This is a genomic window from Rheinheimera salexigens, from assembly GCF_001752395.1.
GTDB classification, from domain to species: Bacteria; Pseudomonadota; Gammaproteobacteria; order Enterobacterales; family Alteromonadaceae; genus Alishewanella; species Alishewanella salexigens.
Genome location: NZ_MKEK01000001.1, coordinates 1,620,166 through 1,636,961, shown reverse-complemented (window position 1 = coordinate 1,636,961; position 16,796 = coordinate 1,620,166). Strand labels below are relative to the sequence as shown.

The following is a 16,796-nucleotide window of genomic DNA, read 5'->3' as shown; positions in this document are numbered from 1 at the left end:
CCATTCACTACTAAAAGAGAAAACTTACAATGACTATAGAACAACAAGTTATTGATTGGCGTAAGCACATTCACAAACACCCAGAATTTGGTTTCGAAGAAGTAGACACCGCAAAAATGGTGGCAGAGAAACTGGAGGAATTTGGTTTAGAAGTGCACCGTAATATAGGTAAGACCGGTGTAGTGGGCATTTTAAAATGTGGCGAAAGTGCCCGCTCTATTGGCCTTAGAGCCGATATGGATGCCTTACAAATTACCGAGCAAAATACCTTTGACCATGTATCAGTCAATAAGGGCCTAATGCACGCTTGTGGTCACGATGGTCACACCGCTATGTTACTGGGTGCTGCCCATGAACTGGCACGAACCCGTAACTTTGACGGTACCGCCTACTTTATCTTTCAGCCTTGTGAAGAGCATGGCCTTGGCGCTAAGGCCATGATTGACGATGGTCTCTTTACCCGTTGGCAGATTGATGCCATCTATGGCATGCATAATTTACCTGGCATCCCCGCCGGTCAGTTTGCCACTCGCCCAGGCTCACTTATGGCCAGCGAAAGTAGTTTTGAAATTGATATTATTGCTAGTGGTGGTCATGCGGCCATGCCACATACAGGTACTGATCCTATCGTGGTGGGTGCCCAAATTGTTACCGCCATGCAAACCATCGTTTCACGTAACTTAAGTGCTATCCATGAAACGGCAGTGATCTCTATTACGGAATTTAGCACTAACGGTACCGTTAATGTGATCCCTTCTCGAGTGAAAATTAAAGGCGATACCCGCAGCTTTACCGATGCCGCCTTAGCCAAAATTGATGCCGCAATCGAGCGCGTCGTCGCCGGACAATGCATGTCAGCTGGCGTTGAATACAAGTACCACTTTAATAATAGCTTCTTATCCACTATCAATGCTGCCAAGGAAACCCAAGCTGCTGTCGAAGCTGCGGCTAAAGTCGTTGGTGCAGAAAATGTCAATGGCAGTTGTCAGCCCTTCACTATCAGCGAAGATTTTTCTTTTATGCTGCGCGAAGTAGATGGCTGCTACATTCTGGTGGGCAATGGTGAGGGTGAATGTGGCGGTACCGCTTTGCACAATCCACTTTATGACTTCAATGACAATATCTCAATGCTAGGTGTACGTTACTGGCAAGCTTTGGTTGAGCAAGAATTGAGTCTGTAATTAATCTTTTATACAACTACGCAGTTCTATGGGCTGCGTTTAGGAAAATCCCATGATAAAACCGGTAAAATTTACTTTATCCGCTTTAGTCACTGCACTGTCACTAAGCAGTGTTAGTGCACAGGCCGAAACTGAAGATGGCATTGATGTCACAGGTACGCTACGGATTAAGTATGCCTATAAAGATTATAGTGCAGACTCTACAGCGAAAGGCGGTGAAATTGGTCTAGATATCGCTGCCATAAAATTTAACGGCAAAAAAGGCGACTGGGGCATCAGTGCCGAGTACCGTTTTACTGCAGACAGCCACTTTATCAAACATGGTTACGGTTATTACGATGCCAGTCCTGCTTGGCAAATCCAATTCGGTATGACTAAAAACCCTTTTGGTAACCCCGGTTTTATTTCTAACAGCTTCTGGCTGGGCATGCCTTACTATTTTGGTATGGAAGATGACAGCGACATGGGAATTAAGGCTGTTTATAACAAAGATGGCTGGCAAAGCGATATTGCTTTTTTCAAAAATTCTGAATATGCCGGCAGTGAAAATAAGCAATATGCCGCAGACTTGTATAGCGGTAATATTAATGGCACTGATTACAGCAACGAAGAATCGAATCAGCTTAGCCTGCGTCAAACCTATACTATGCAACATCAAGGTGGCTCCACAACCCTGGGCGGCTCTTTGCAAATAGGCCAAATCTACAATAACCTCAGTCAAAATAATGGCGACCGCTATGCAGCAGCTGTTCATCTTGACTCAAGTTATCACGGCTGGAATTTACAGTTGCAGGCAATTCAATATGAATTTAATGCCGCCGACAGTGTCGATCCGAATAAAGTCGCGCTTGCTTTTCTTAGTTGGCAATATGAAGTTGCTGCTAAAGGCCAGATATACAGCCTAAACATAGCCAAAACTATTCCAACCTCCTTTGGCAGTGTTAAATGTTATAACGATTTTGGTTTAATGACACCCGATGTCGCAGACGCTAGCTATGATAATAGCAAACAGAACGTCATTGGTTGTGCCGTTGCTGCCGGTCCAACCTATACCATGTTTGATTTTATCATGGGCAACAACATGGTTTTCGCCACGCCACTAGATGATCATATTGGTTTGGCACAGATCGGTAAAGGTTGGGACAAGCGGATTAATATTAACTTTGGTTATTACTTTTAAACCGATTATTAGCAATCATCCTTTCAGGTCAATTTAGCTGGTATTCAATCAAGCTGCTAAGCAATTAAATCTTTAGCAGCTTTATTCTCAAGAAATTTCTGCCGGACCCTAAATAATAGCATCATTGCTATTTAAACCTAAAAAGCCAACAGTATCCAGTTCACTCAAATCCACTAACTACTCTAGTAAGCCTTTTTTAGCTGCATAGCGCACTAGCACGACTTGAGCCAAAGATAAAAAAAGCCTATGCTGAACAAATAACCCGCAATATCTTAATAACATAACAAATTTTATATAGCTGTATTAGTTAGCGCATAGCTGTTGCATAACTAACAAACAAATAATTATCTAGCTTGGAGCTCGCCTATGACCACGATTAAAATAGATTTAGTTTCCGATATTGCCTGCCCTTGGTGCGCAATTGGCTACGCTCGACTACAACAAGCATTAACTACAATACCTGACATTTCTGTCGAGTTGGAGTGGCATGCCTTTCAACTCAATCCAGATAAAAATGCCCCTCAAGAACCTATTTTACAGGCGCTAAGTAAAAAATATGGTCGGGACGAAAACGAAATGCGCGCTTCACAAGAGCATATGATCCAAGTTGCAACTGAGCTTGGGCTTAACTTTAGTCAATTGCAGCAGCGCTATACCTGTAATACTTTTGATGGCCACCGCTTAGTGAAGTGGGCGGCAACGCAGAATAAAGCTGACGCGATGAAACTCGCGTTATTCGATGCCTATTTTGGTCATGCTAAAAACGTCGCCGATCATCAAGTATTGGCACAATGCGCAGAGGATGCTGGATTAAGTAAAAAAGAAGCCGCGAAAATTTTAGCATCTGACAAATTTGCTGCAGTAGTGACGGCAGACATTGCTAAATACCAGCAAGCGGGTATTTCATCAGTACCGGCCTTTATTATCAATAACCAATATTTAATTTCTGGCGCACAAGAACCGGCACAGTTAGCAACCGCCTTACAAAAAGTAGCAACTGAGCTAGCTTAGTAACGCCTATGCTATAAATCGATATAAGCTTCTGCAGCGCTGTAAATTAAGCCGCTGCAGAAGTTTTAAACAAAATTACTGCTTAGTATATTTATCCAGCCATTGAAACACTTCGTTATACCAACGAACGCGGTTATCTTTATTTAAGATCCAATGATTTTCATCGGGAAAAATCACCAACCGTGAGTCTATGCCTTTACGCTGCAAGTTAGTAAAAGCACCTAAGCCTTGGGCATAAGGTACCCGGTAATCTTTTAAACCATGGATCACTAGCATAGGTGTTTGCCATTTATCGGCCAACGCTGCTGGATTAAACTTTTGATAATCCGAGCCCTCTTGCCATACTGGACCACCTAAGTCACGCTCAGGAAACCATAACTCCTCAGTGCTACCATAAAAGCTTGGCATATCGTATAAACCAGCATGGTTGATTAAACAATTAAAACCGGTTGGCCAATTACCAGCAATCCAGTTCATCATATAACCACCGTAAGACGCCCCTAACGCACAGGCACGATCGCCATCAATCCAAGGTTGGGTTTTAACAATATGGGCAAAACCTTTTTGTAAATCTTGTAACGGTTTATCGCCCCAGTCGCGACTAATCGAGTCAGTAAACGCTTGGCCATAACCGGTTGAACCATGAAAGTCGACCATAACAACGGCATAACCTTGAGCGGCATACATTTGGGCATTCCAGCGCACATTAAACATATTACCAAAACTGCCCTGCGGCCCACCGTGGACTAAAAATGCCATTGGATATTTTTTCTTAGCATCGAAATCCCACGGTTTTACCAGATAACCATATACGGTTTCTTCATTAGCGCCGCTAAAACTAAATTGCTCATAGTCGCCAAACTGCACCGCATTACGCCAATCGGCATTAATATCGGTTAATTGTCTCAGTTCAGTGCCATCTAAATTAAGTTGAAATACTTCAGTAGGAAAATCTAACTTATGATTAGTGAAGACCAGTTTATCTGCCGCAATGTGCAATGAACCTGCTGTACCCTCGCCAAACACTTTACGCACATCACCAAAACTGGTGCTAATAGCATAAATACTGCGCTGACCCACATCTTGAGTCGTCACATAAATACTGCGATTATCCGGGCCAAATTTATATTCAATAATAGAGCGATCAAATTCAGCCGCTAACTCTTTACGCTGCCCGGTCACCATATCCAATAACATTAAACTAAACCGATCCGCTTCGGCTTGTGGTCGTTGCATGGCTTTATAGGCCATAAAACGGCCATCTGCTGAAAATGTCGGTGCGGCATCCCAAGCCGGGTTTGCTGCGGTTAAGTTTTGTTTTTCACCACCATTAATAGATACCATAAAAATATCAAAATTGGTGTGCCAAGCTTGATCTGCTGCAGGAATTTTGGCACTGAAAACTAAGCGCTGATTATCTGGAGAAAATGCGACTTCTGCCATGCCAGCAATATCGGTATCCCACTCTGGCATTAAATTACGCGCTGCAGTGACTAAGCCTTTATCTAACGCTGCAACATGCAACTGATTACGGTAACCGTCTAACCAGGTATCCCAATGCCTAACCATTAATTGGTCATAAGCCATAGCGCTATCTTTTTTAGTGCTATCTGCATGCTTTGCCGCCACAGTGCAGGCTAAGGTTTCACAACCAGGCTTAACCGATAACGACAATGCGATTTGTTTTGCATCCGCTGAAACAATAAAGCCGGTTACCGGTAACGGTAAATCGGTTATTTGCAGGGCCTCACCGCCTGCTAGCGATAATTGCCATACTTGAGCACTACCACTACGATCGGTAATAAAATACACACTATCACTCTGTGCTGACCATTGCAGTTGATGCTCACGGCCTTTACTTTGTGTTAAGCGGGTTAATCTGTTTTGCTGTTCTGATTTCGCTAAATCAATTAAATATAAATCGCTGCTGGTATCTGCGGGGCTAAAACCACCATTAGTTTGCCCATAAGCGACATACCGACCATCAGGAGATAACGTCACATCATAAAGATTATTTACTTGATTTAAATGCTCGACACTTAAGGGCGCCTTAGCCAAGGCCGTACCACTGAGCAACAGCGATACCAGCAATGCTGAATATTTCATTCTGACTCCGTTTTAAAAGTTTTTTATTTCTAGTTGTTATTTGTTGTTTTATTTCTAATTGTCTTTCTAGTTATTTAGTTATCACTAATCACATAAAGCTTTAAAGCACATAAAAAAGGCCACTAAGAATCTAGTAGCCTATGAGTAGTTATTATTTTGCTGCCATATTTTCGATATTTACTTTCCAGATAGCCGGGCCTTGCTGGTGAACGTTGTTCCCTTCAGAGTCTACAGCAACCGTTACCGGCATATCTTCAACGTCAAACTCATAAATCGCTTCCATGCCTAAATCAGCAAAAGCCACTACGCGAGATTTCTTAATGGCCTTTGACACTAAATAAGCTGCACCGCCTACTGCCATTAAATATACCGCTTTATGCTGCTTAATACTGGCGACGGTTTCCTCACCGCGCTCAGACTTACCAATCATACCCAGTAAGCCTGCTTGGCCAAGCATCATATCGGTAAACTTATCCATCCGCGTTGCGGTAGTTGGGCCTGCTGGGCCTACAACTTCATCGCCGACTGCATCAACTGGGCCGACGTAATAAATAAAGCGGTTGTTAAAATCAACGCCATCTGGCAATGCTTCACCTTTACTGAGCATTTCAGCGATTCGCTTATGCGCCGCGTCACGACCGGTCAGCATTTTACCGCTTAATAATACTGTTTCACCAGCCCGCCATGTTTGCACCTCTGCTGGGGTAATTTGATCTAAATTAACCCGGCGCACTTTGCTACCCAGTTCCCACGTCACTTGCGGCCAATCTTCTAACTTCGGCGGCTGAATATCTGCAGGGCCTGAACCATCTAAATGAAAATGCAGGTGGCGCGTAGCGGCGCAGTTAGGGATCATCACAACCGGTAAACTTGCCGCATGGGTCGGCACGCTATTAATTTTAACGTCAACCACTGTGGTTAAACCACCTAAACCTTGGGCACCAATACCCAGTTTATTCACTTTTTCGTATAGCTCTAAACGTAACTTTTCATCTGCCGTTTCAGCGCCTTTATCAATTAACTGCTGAATATCAACCGGCTCCATCAATGACTCTTTGGCTAACACAGCGGCTTTTTCTGCCGTACCACCAATACCTATACCTAACATCCCTGGCGGACACCAGCCGGCGCCCATTTTTGGCAAGGTTTCTAATACCCAATCGACAATGGAATCTGATGGATTAAGCATAGCCATTTTAGTTTTATTCTCTGAACCGCCGCCTTTAGCCGCAATCATCACTTCTACTTGATTACCCGCGACTAAATCAATATGCACCACCGCAGGGGTATTATCTTTAGTATTTTTCCGGCCACCGGCTGGGTCGGCAACAATAGAAGCGCGTAATGGATTATCCGGATTCAAATACGCACGACGGGTACCTTCATTTACCATTTCTTGCACGGTTAAGTTGGTCTTATCCCACTTAACGTCCATACCTATTTTAACAAAACACGTTACTATGCCGGTGTCCTGACAAATGGGTCGATGGCCTTCTGCCGACATGCGCGAGTTAATCAGTATTTGGGCAATGGCATCTTTAGCGGCTTGGTTTTGCTCTTTATGGTAAGCAGACTCTAGCGCTTTAATAAAATCTAAAGGGTGATAATAAGAGATATATTGCAATGCATCTTCAATGCTATCGATAAAATCTTGCTGGCGAATGACCGTCATATTCAAATGTCCTCTAACGCTGTCTACGCTATCTAAGCTTATAAATAGCGCCGTATTTAACTATTGTGGTAAGTGCTGCTATGATAACCCGCATCAGAAACAGCGGCTAGTCCCATTCATGCAGCAGCATCTAATTCAAGACAAATTACCTAAAAACTTACTCGATTACTTTAGCCATTTTGCTAACCAACCGTGGTCTATGCTTTTAGACTCGGCCGCCTCGCAACATGTTAATAGCCGTTACGATATTCTAGTGGCAGAGCCAATAGCGACCTTGCAAGCGGCTAGTGGCCTAACAACGTTAGTTGATGCTCAAGGCCAGCAGCAAACAAGTAGCAATCCCTTTGCACTATTGCAGCAGGGACTAAACCGCTATTTTCCCAACAAAGTAGTCACTGATCTGCCTTTCATTGGCGGTGCTTTGGGTTACTTTGGTTATGATTTAGGTCGTTATATTGAAAAACTACCCACATTAGCCGAGCATGATATCGACTTACCGGATATGGCGATTGGCTTTTATACATGGGCGTTAATATTAGATAAACAGCAACAGCAGCTGTGGTATGTCGATTATCATGGTAATGCCGAAGCTGAATGGCTAAAGCTTAAGCAAAAATTGCTAACGCCACCTAATGCCAGCGTGCCTTTTAGTTTGACCAGTGACTGGCAATCTAATATGGATAAAGCCAGTTATCAGCAACGTTTTGAGCAAATTCAACAATATTTACTTAGCGGTGATTGCTATCAAATAAACTTAGCCCAACGTTTTAACGCCCACTATCAGGGTGATGAATGGCAAGCTTATGTTAAGCTACGTGACTCCAATGCGGCTCCCTTCTCGGCGTTTTTGCGCTTAGAGCAAGGTTGTGTATTAAGTGTTTCGCCCGAGCGCTTGTTACAGCTGCACGATAAACAGGTTGAAACTAAACCTATTAAAGGCACTCGGCCACGTGGCTTTTGCATTATGACCGATGAGATTGAAGCCAATAACTTACGCAACTCAGCTAAAGATCGGGCTGAAAATGTGATGATAGTCGATTTGCTACGTAATGATTTAGGTAAAGTTTGTACTCCTGGTAGCGTGGCGGTACCTAGCTTATTTGCCATAGAAAGCTTTCCAGCGGTGCATCACTTAGTGAGTACCATTACCGGTACCTTAGCCAACAATTATACTGCCTGCGACTTATTGCATGCTGCTTTTCCGGGCGGGTCAATTACGGGTGCACCTAAAGTGCGGGCCATGGAAATTATCGAGCAACTCGAACCGCATCGACGGTCAGTCTATTGTGGTAGTATTGGCTATATTAACGCTAATGGTGATATGGACACGAATATCACTATTCGCACCCTAGCCTGCAACCAGCAACAGATTTATTGTTGGGCTGGCGGTGGCATTGTCGCCGACTCAAATGTCGACAGTGAATTTCAAGAAACCCTAGATAAGGTCAATAAAATTTTACCTACACTGCTACCAAATAAATAATTTACTGAGCGTTTGAGTAAACCAACATGCAAGCAAATGAATTTCGGCAACGTTTTATGTTACATCAAGCTGCACATGCTGAACGGCGTGCTGTGACTGATATTCATCAAGCTGCCGTTTTAGTGCCGGTTATTAACTATGGCAACGAATTAAAATTACTCTTCACTCAACGCGCATTGCATTTAAGACATCACCCTGGCCAAGTCAGCTTTCCTGGCGGTCGTATTGAGCTAAACGAAACCACCGCAGATGCGGCCCTGCGCGAAGCGCATGAAGAAATTGGATTGCTTAGTAGCCATGTTGATTTACTTGGCACCCTGCCGCTGCAACCCACCAGCACCGGTTTTACCATAGTGCCTTGGGTCGCGCTAGTTACACCGCAAGCTCGTTGGCAACTTGAACCTAATGAAGTCGCCGATATTTTTGAAGTCCCCTTAACCCACTTTTTACAGCAACAAAATCGGCATCAGTTTAGCTTACCGCTAGCGGGCAAAACTAGACTGCTACATGCTATGCCTTATCGCGGCAGATTTATCTGGGGAGCCACCGCCGCTATTATGCACCAGCTATGTACCCAGTTGCTTTAGCCGTACAGCTAAGCTGACATGGCGATTTATCGCAACAGTTAGATGGCTTACACATTTGCACAGCTTCAGATACAATAACTTTATTACAGCTACATCAACTGAATAATTAAGCGGAATAAAATGATTATTAGTGCATTTGATATGTTTAGCATTGGTATTGGTCCTTCGAGCTCCCACACTGTTGGCCCTATGCGCGCAGCAAAAAAGTTTACTGACGAGTTATTAGAAAAGCAGTTGCTCGACTCCGTGGCTACCGTGAAAGTCGAATTATTTGGCTCTTTAGGCCAAACCGGTATTGGTCACGGCACAGGTAAGGCCGTCATACTTGGCTTAGCCGGTTATTTACCCGAGACGATTGATCCTGATTTAGTGCCAGCATTATTAAAACAAGTTAATGATGAACAATTATTACGTTTAGCTAAACAGCATCCGGTTAAGTTTCCGCGCGAAGGTGCCATCGTGTTCCATCGCCGTAAAACTTTAAAAGCGCACTCTAACGGCATGGAATTAATTGCCTACGATAGCGCCAACAATATCGTAATGCGGGATATCTACTTTTCAATTGGCGGCGGCTTTATCGTTAAAGAAGAAGAATTTGCCAAAGAAAAAGAAGCAGCTACTCAATTTGCTACTAGTAACCCGCCACCATTCCCTTTTGAATCTGGAGCCGAAATACTGGCGCTATGTAAAGAGCACGGCTTATCTGTATCGGGTTTAATGCTAGAAAATGAAAAAGTGTTGCGCACACCGGCAGAAATTACCGATCAGTTAAATAATATTTGGCTGACCATGCGCGCCTGTATTGATCGCGGAATTAAAACCGAAGGTATTTTACCTGGCGGGCTTAAAGTAAAACGTCGGGCACCGGCATTATATAAACGCTTAATCGCCGAAAAAAGTAACGACCCACTACAAGTCATGGACTGGGTTAACTTATATGCACTGGCGGTTAATGAAGAAAACGCTGCTGGTGGCCGTGTTGTAACTGCCCCCACCAATGGTGCTGCTGGCATTATTCCTGCCGTACTAATGTATTACGATAGATTTATCCAGCCGGTAACGCCCGATATTGCCGTACAATATTTATTAACGGCTGCCGCTATTGGTATTTTATATAAGAAAAATGCCTCTATTTCTGGTGCCGAAGTCGGTTGCCAAGGCGAAGTGGGTGTAGCTTGCTCAATGGCCGCAGGCGCCCTTACTGAAATTCAAGGCGGTACTCCACTCCACGTTGAAAATGCGGCAGAAATTGGTATGGAGCATAACTTAGGCTTAACGTGTGACCCCGTTGGCGGCTTAGTTCAAGTTCCTTGTATTGAGCGCAATGCCATGGGCTCGATAAAAGCGATTAACGCCTCTCGCTTAGCACTTCGTGGCACGGGTGAGCAAAAGGTCTCGTTGGACAAAGTGATTAAAACCATGTGGGATACCGGTAAAGATATGCAAACTAAGTATAAAGAAACCTCTCGTGGTGGTTTAGCGGTTAATATTATCGAATGTTAGCAAACATAAACGGGGCTTAAACTGCCCCGTTTTTATTGCATAATTTATTATTTCAATTGTATTGCTACGCTGGTTTTTGCGCCCATGCGGCACACCAGCCATCACTGTGAACTAACTTGCCTGGGAATATTGCACAAGGCCGCCACTCTTCACCTTCAGTACCTTGGATTAAAGCACAATTAGCACAATTAGCATCTTCTTTTTCTGACTGGTGCGTGTATTGTAATGCCTTCGCTTGTGGGTTTTCTGCATCCAATTGCTCATTGGCAAAAGCCTTAAGACTAACACCACCCACACTTAAGCCTACCAAGCCACCTGCGGATAACTTTAAAAAACGCCTTCTATTAGTTTTCATGATATATCCTCTGTGTAATGTCGTTGTATAACCGCACGCTAGAGTTATTATTTTTATTAGTCATTGCCGTTACCTAAGCATTAAAATAAGCAATAAAATAAGCAATAAAATAAGCAATTAATTAATGCTGTTTTTATTAAAGCACAATTAAGCCATAAACCGAAGCTAGCCAGTACTTATAATACATTAACTATAGCTTTATACTTAGCCTAGCTATGATTTGATCATCTTTGTTCTTATTTATTAAGGTTTTATAATGAAAAATGCATTACTCATTGTTAGCTTAGCCATGGCTAGTAATTCTTTTGCTGATGAATTAGCCGTTGCCGGCCAGTGGCTAGTTGATACCCAAGGTGTAACCCTACTTGATCCGCAAAGTTCAGGTTTAACGCTACGCCATAATGAATTACTGCATATTGGCGATAATAAAGCCGATAAAACCATGCGTAACGTGCTACTGCGTATTGATCCTACTACCGCACAATTAAAAGCCGCGCCCATTGCCATTACTGTTGCGCCGAGCTTACAACACAGTTGCTTTGCTGATTTATTACACGGCGATCCAGATTTTGAAGCGCTTACTTGGGATCGCATTGACGACACCACGTTAATAACGGTAACTGAAGACTCGCGCGCTTATTCTTTATCAGCCCAATGTCAGGCTAAATATGCCCATAGCTATTCAACGGATTACCCAAGCTTATTACTGAAAATAATAGTAGATAAAGCACTTAGCCAAGCCCAAATTGTTGCAGTGCGTCCGATACAGTTTCCTAAATCAGCTAAAGTAGGTAATTTTCCTAATGATGGCATCGAAGGGTTAGCATTTGATAATAACCGCAATTTATATTTAGCCTTAGAACAAAATAGCGCTAATGCGCCGATGATATTTAGCAGCCCTTATGGCGCTGACTTTTGGCAAGATGAGAGTTTTATTGCCGTCACGGATGCCGGTCTGCATTTACCCAACATCGATAATCAAGATCATCCCATTAATGCCTTAGATTTTTTACCCAGCGATAAACCCAACCATCCCGGGTATTTAATTGCCATGGCACGCAATGACGATCAATTATGGATTATAGATTTAGCTAAGCAAGCACCGGCTGTGGTGCAAAACATTGGTTTTTATGCCGCCACGCCGGCCACTAGCCAGTGCCCAAGTTATGAAAGAATGAGCCAAACCGCAGCAGAAGGCATTGCGGTTAAAGGTAATCAAGTGTTTATTGTTAATGACCCTTGGCAGCGCCATTATGCTGATAATATTCAATGTCCAGAAAATGCCATAAACTTTAATCGTTTTAGCCCACTGCTATTTTCACTACAAATAAATCCGCAGTGGTTTATACCGCAGAAAGCCGTTAAAGAGTTGCAAAATAGTCACATAAACTAAGTTTGTATAACACGCACTGTGGCTATTCTGCTATTATGATTAATGGCTGTGAATGTAACAGCGCGTTCTTATTCAATTACTTTTGTGTGCGCAGGACAAATAATGATTAATCACTTTCGGGTACTTGGCATTAAAACCAATGCCACAGATGATGAGATTAAAAAAGCTTATCGGCGACAGGCAAATAAATATCATCCCGATAAAATACTAGGTTTATCAGAGCCAGAGCAGCAATATGCTTCCGCTCAGTTGCAACGCGTCACAAGCGCCTACAATGTGCTTATTGATCCAAAACAAAAAGCGGCTTTTATTAAAGACTTTAACAACGTAATTGTGCCCGACCCTGCCGCAGCCATGCAGGAATTATGGGATCAATTTTACCCGTGAGTAATTTATGTCAAAAAAATTAAACATACCGCGTCTTGAGACCTTAAAAACGGAAGCGCTAGAGAACATTCATTCTTACGATGATCCTGAATCACCGACGGCGTTGGCGCAATTTACAGCAAAAATGAAAGCTATTTTGTTGCAAGACCCTTCTATGCTGGCCGACTTACCAGAATATTTACCTATTGCTTTGTATGGTCAAATTAAGTTTCCACCCGCGGCAATAAAACAATGGCAACAATGGTTAACCACTGCCACTTTGCCAAGTTGGGATCAATTTAAAACCAGTGTTGCGTTTAACAATGCTGATTTACCATTAATTAAAGCGATTAGAGATTATTCTGAGACGGTATTAATCGAAGCTTGTGCCGTGGTATTTATGATTAGCCATGACAACAGCCCAGCAAGCAGCACTGATTCAGACCAGTACGGCGATGATGACCGTGACAATGATGACGACCGTAATAATGACTATGCAGACGATGCTGATAAGTTCGCTGATGATGGCGATAACGATGAAGACGGCTATGACGATCAATTTGATGATATCCGCTTTAACGGAGAAAATTCTTAATGACCAATTTAATTGAAGTTGCTGCAGCAGAAATAAAGCAACTAGCGGTAATTGAACCTAAACAAGCTAGCAAAAAATTCGAACTCATCGCTAATACCATGTCAGATCAACAGCTAGTTGAAGTAATTGAAAATATAGATATTGTTACGTTAACGCAAATCAATAGCCAACATGATTTATCTTTTCCTTCGATTATTTCAGAGTTAATGTCGCCAGAAAAAATTCGCGATATCGTTTGTCAGCAACCGTTATATTGGGAAGAGCAAATTAAAAGTAATGCTGAAGAGTTACAACAACATACTTTTGATTTTTTAACCTACTTAATTCGTAATCAAGACAGCGAAGAAAAGCAGGCGGAAATACTGCATTGCATCGCTGATGACCCAGCTGGACTGTTTTATTTATCTATACCGTTTATTGAATTGTATCGCGGTGAGCAATTGCACGACGATGATGTTTATAATGATAATCAGCATGACGTCGAAGAAGATTTAGAAGAAGCGAGTCGTTTTACCGAACGTCATCGTAATGAAGACGTCCATAACATTAGCTTTGATGATCCGCGCAGCCTACTGGCGTTAATTCGTTATTTAACCCCAAGTGTTGAATCGGCCATTAAAGCACTTATCCGTAACGAAAACTCCGGTTGGGAAGGTATTATCAATAAGTTTGCTACCGAATTAGTGATGCAAGCAAAAGAAAATAATAAAGCCACTGACGAGTACGCCGAAGTCGACGATATGTTTAGCTTTTTAGATTAAGGGTTATTAGCATGCAGTTAATGCTTCGTGATGGCAGTAATGGACCATTTTTAACCCAAGTTATTGTTAAAGCCCAAGCCGAACAACAACTTGATGCCGCTAGTTTAGTGCAATTAAAATCCAAAGCGATTTTAATGAGCTTAAAATTTGCCGATAAGTTTTATAATAAATATAAAATGCATTTATTAGAGCAAGCCGCCAACGATATTATTGGTATTGCTAGCTTAGGCCTTCGAGAACTAGCCGATAATGATCTTGATAGAGCGCTCACAATTTTATTAGCCCCTGAAAGCATTGTTAAGCCGTTTCAAAAAGGCTGGAGCATGCTAAGCAGTGTCAGTAAAAACCAGCATACCAAGTCGTTATACGGTGACGTTCAGCAGCAGTTAGTGCAAAGCATATCAACCCCGCCTGATGCCGAAGATTGGTTCGGCTGGCAGCATTATCAGCAAGCTTTACGTGAACACTTACAAAGCGAGGCTCGGCAATTACTGCATCAACAATTTTTTATTCGTACCCAGTACGACGAATATGAGCACTTTGGTTTAGAAGATGTGTTAGCAGAAATTGTGTTTTACCGCGCCCTAACCTCGGGTGATAAAGTAAAACATGATTTAAAACAACGCTTGCGTAATATCACCTTGCAACCGCATTGGTTTAATACTCACTATTTCGCCATGCAAACCGAGTCAGTTTACGCCGAGCTGCCCCCTGCTATAGCGGATGCAATCAAAGCCGATTTAGGGCCACATTTTATTCCGGCTTTAGTACGCACCTTAGAGTTTGCCAAAAGCTATCAAGCTCTAGCGCTTGAAGATGCCTCACCCGAGAAGCTTGATGCTTTAGAAAGTGAACATGGCTTAAGCAACCCGTTACTCGGTTGGCCGCAATATTTAGACTTATAACGTTATCACCCTACCAAGCGTGTACATGCTTGTACGCGCTTATAACAGTGACGACCTGTAATTGTGACTAACAGCGTCGAACCGCAGCGTTCAGTGCTAGGAGCGACATTAATATGGACATCATTATCGGCAATAGCACTGAGCTTATAAAGCAAGCTCATGCGATCCGCTATCAAGTGTTTACCGTAGAACAAAAAATACCCCGTACCTTAGATCTTGATGGATTAGATCCAATATCTAGCCATGCCTTAGTGACTAAGCAAGGTGCGTTAGTGGCAACCGCACGATTAACGGTTAATGACGACGGCTCTGCAGTAATGGCTAGAGTGGCTGTTATCCAAGCCTACCGAGGCCAAGGCGTCGCAGCGAAAGTTGTTACCGCGCTAATCGAACATGCCCGAGAAATGGGCATAACGGCTATTAAAATTCATGCTCATGACTATTTACGCAATTACTATGAAAGGTATGGCTTTACCTTTATTCAAGCAGTAGAAATTGTTGGTGGCCATCAGTTAATAGCAATGCAGTACCAAATAGACCCCGCCTAATATAGCCTAACTTGTAGTTGAACTGCCCCCTAAAAGTAACAAAGCATAATCTAATCTGACTGTAGGCAATGTGCCACGTGCGGGCATTGCTTTCTCGCTATTCAAACGGTGTATTTTTCTTGTTTTAGCGCTATTTCAAATGAAGTGAAATTGAATAAGGGAAAGAAAAATAACACCTAGTGGCGAAAGTAAAAGTATCTAAGAGGCCTATTCTTAAAATGGCAGCAGAATTTTAACGCAGCTCACAGGTTGACTTTGATCGTATCTTAATCTAAGTTTTATTCTGACAAACTATAGATGTGCTTAATCCTATACACTAATGAGGTGATATTATGGATATGCTATCAAACCGCGTTGTCAGTCCCTTTGTATTGCTCCTAACTTTTTGTTTTTCATTGTTTTTTATTCCAGCAAACGCTTCATTGTTAGGACTTTCTGTTTTAGGCTCCGGCTCGTGTAGTAACGTTAATTCTAGACTAGAAGGTCAAGAAATATTTCTTGACAAGCAAATGAACGCCATTGCCCCTTGTGATTTGGAATTTACTCTATTCGGTACTTCCAGTTTTGTCGTTGATAACTTGTTATTTTCAGAAAGGGTTTTCAACGATAGCGGTATTGCTTGGGGAGACTATCATTTAATACTAGGTATTGGTTTCGGAATAGATTTTGAAGAGTCCGACAATAACGACAGTCGTCACTTTAGAAGAGAATCCGGCATGCTTCCAAGTAATTCAGATTTCGCACAGATTCTTCTCGATCCGAGTGATCTTGCCCCTGACTCTCTTGATTTTGGCGGTGGCACTGGTGTAGATTTCGGAGCTTATACTGAGTTTAACTTTGCACTAGCAGGATTATTTGACAGTGATGGCGATGGTGAAATAACTTTTACAATCCGCCAAATACCTACTATATCAGAACCATCAACTGTAAGCCTACTCGGCTTTTCAGTAATTGGTTTACTTCTATTAAATCTGAAACGCAAAGTATGATAATAGTTATCTTAAAGGCTATAAAGGTAGTTTTCTAGGCAGTTGAAGTGTTATACCTTTATAGTAACTTTTATTCGTTTAACTGGAATCAATTGGATTATCAGTTTTCCTATATCTAGCACTTGACCACCAAGTACCATACGTAGTGTGATTCGATACAA

Annotated in this window: 16 protein-coding genes; 13 read left to right on the top strand and 3 right to left on the bottom strand. The window is 42.5% G+C overall.

Annotated elements, in window-relative coordinates; all coding sequences use genetic code 11:
* Positions 1-29 precede the first annotated feature (29 nt).
* From BI198_RS07560 to BI198_RS07550, 3 genes are all read left to right on the top strand, one after another.
* Positions 30-1,181, top strand: a complete 1,152-nt coding sequence (locus tag BI198_RS07560; RefSeq protein ID WP_070049006.1) for a M20 aminoacylase family protein — start codon at positions 30-32, stop codon at positions 1,179-1,181.
* A 52-nt stretch (positions 1,182-1,233) separates the two neighbouring features.
* Complete coding sequence (locus tag BI198_RS07555) at positions 1,234-2,361, top strand: hypothetical protein (RefSeq protein WP_070049005.1); 1,128 nt, start codon at positions 1,234-1,236, stop codon at positions 2,359-2,361.
* 366 nt (positions 2,362-2,727) lie between these two features.
* Entirely contained in the window at positions 2,728-3,372 is a 645-nt protein-coding gene (locus tag BI198_RS07550; RefSeq protein WP_070049004.1) for a DsbA family oxidoreductase, read from the top strand.
* A 75-nt stretch (positions 3,373-3,447) separates the two neighbouring features.
* Here BI198_RS07550 and BI198_RS07545 read toward each other — a convergent pair whose 3' ends face one another.
* Together BI198_RS07545 and BI198_RS07540 are read right to left on the bottom strand one after the other, a co-directional pair.
* Positions 3,448-5,478 carry a S9 family peptidase gene (locus BI198_RS07545; RefSeq protein WP_070049003.1) on the bottom strand — a complete coding sequence of 677 codons (2,031 nt, stop codon included), beginning with the start codon at positions 5,476-5,478 and terminating at the stop codon, positions 3,448-3,450.
* A gap of 151 nt (positions 5,479-5,629) precedes the next feature.
* The gene (locus tag BI198_RS07540) at positions 5,630-7,150 is read right to left on the bottom strand and encodes a fumarate hydratase (protein WP_070049002.1); all 1,521 of its coding nucleotides are present in this window, start codon (positions 7,148-7,150) and stop codon (positions 5,630-5,632) included.
* 118 nt (positions 7,151-7,268) lie between these two features.
* Between BI198_RS07540 and pabB the strand changes: the two genes are divergently transcribed.
* The 3 genes from pabB (at position 7,269) to BI198_RS07525 (ending at position 10,723) form a co-directional block, all read left to right on the top strand.
* Positions 7,269-8,633, top strand: a complete 1,365-nt coding sequence (gene pabB, locus BI198_RS07535; RefSeq protein WP_070049001.1) for an aminodeoxychorismate synthase component I — start codon at positions 7,269-7,271, stop codon at positions 8,631-8,633.
* 26 nt (positions 8,634-8,659) lie between these two features.
* Positions 8,660-9,220: a CoA pyrophosphatase gene (locus BI198_RS07530; protein WP_070049000.1), complete on the top strand. Its 561-nt coding sequence runs from the start codon at positions 8,660-8,662 to the stop codon at positions 9,218-9,220.
* A 120-nt stretch (positions 9,221-9,340) separates the two neighbouring features.
* Positions 9,341-10,723: an L-serine ammonia-lyase gene (locus BI198_RS07525; RefSeq protein WP_070048999.1), complete on the top strand. Its 1,383-nt coding sequence runs from the start codon at positions 9,341-9,343 to the stop codon at positions 10,721-10,723.
* A 64-nt stretch (positions 10,724-10,787) separates the two neighbouring features.
* On the opposite strand, the gene BI198_RS07520 is transcribed toward BI198_RS07525, so the two are convergent.
* Positions 10,788-11,078: a high-potential iron-sulfur protein gene (locus tag BI198_RS07520; protein WP_070048998.1), complete on the bottom strand. Its 291-nt coding sequence runs from the start codon at positions 11,076-11,078 to the stop codon at positions 10,788-10,790.
* Positions 11,079-11,334: 256 nt separating this feature from the next.
* Here BI198_RS07520 and BI198_RS07515 point away from each other — a divergent pair, with 256 nt between their 5' ends.
* The 7 genes from BI198_RS07515 to BI198_RS07485 all read left to right on the top strand — a co-directional run bounded on the left by BI198_RS07515 (position 11,335) and on the right by BI198_RS07485 (position 16,635).
* Positions 11,335-12,471, top strand: coding sequence for a hypothetical protein (locus BI198_RS07515; RefSeq protein WP_070048997.1), 1,137 nt, complete (start codon positions 11,335-11,337; stop codon positions 12,469-12,471).
* A 102-nt stretch (positions 12,472-12,573) separates the two neighbouring features.
* Positions 12,574-12,858: a cold adaptation protein ActJcold adaptation protein ActJ gene (gene atcJ / locus BI198_RS07510; RefSeq protein ID WP_070048996.1), complete on the top strand. Its 285-nt coding sequence runs from the start codon at positions 12,574-12,576 to the stop codon at positions 12,856-12,858.
* Positions 12,859-12,865: 7 nt separating this feature from the next.
* On the top strand, positions 12,866-13,432 hold the full coding sequence (atcA, locus tag BI198_RS07505; RefSeq protein ID WP_070048995.1) for a cold adaptation protein AtcA: 567 nt from the start codon (positions 12,866-12,868) through the stop codon (positions 13,430-13,432).
* The gene (gene atcB / locus BI198_RS07500) at positions 13,432-14,193 is read left to right on the top strand and encodes a cold adaptation protein AtcB (RefSeq protein WP_070048994.1); all 762 of its coding nucleotides are present in this window, start codon (positions 13,432-13,434) and stop codon (positions 14,191-14,193) included. The genes atcA and atcB overlap by 1 nt, the downstream gene beginning before the upstream one ends.
* An 11-nt stretch (positions 14,194-14,204) precedes the next feature.
* Entirely contained in the window at positions 14,205-15,098 is an 894-nt protein-coding gene (atcC, locus tag BI198_RS07495; protein ID WP_070048993.1) for a cold adaptation protein AtcC, read from the top strand.
* Between the two features lie 113 nt (positions 15,099-15,211).
* On the top strand, positions 15,212-15,646 hold the full coding sequence (locus BI198_RS07490) for a GNAT family N-acetyltransferase (protein WP_070048992.1): 435 nt from the start codon (positions 15,212-15,214) through the stop codon (positions 15,644-15,646).
* 332 nt (positions 15,647-15,978) lie between these two features.
* Complete coding sequence (locus BI198_RS07485) at positions 15,979-16,635, top strand: hypothetical protein (protein WP_070048991.1); 657 nt, start codon at positions 15,979-15,981, stop codon at positions 16,633-16,635.
* The last annotated feature ends 161 nt before the right edge of the window (positions 16,636-16,796 follow it).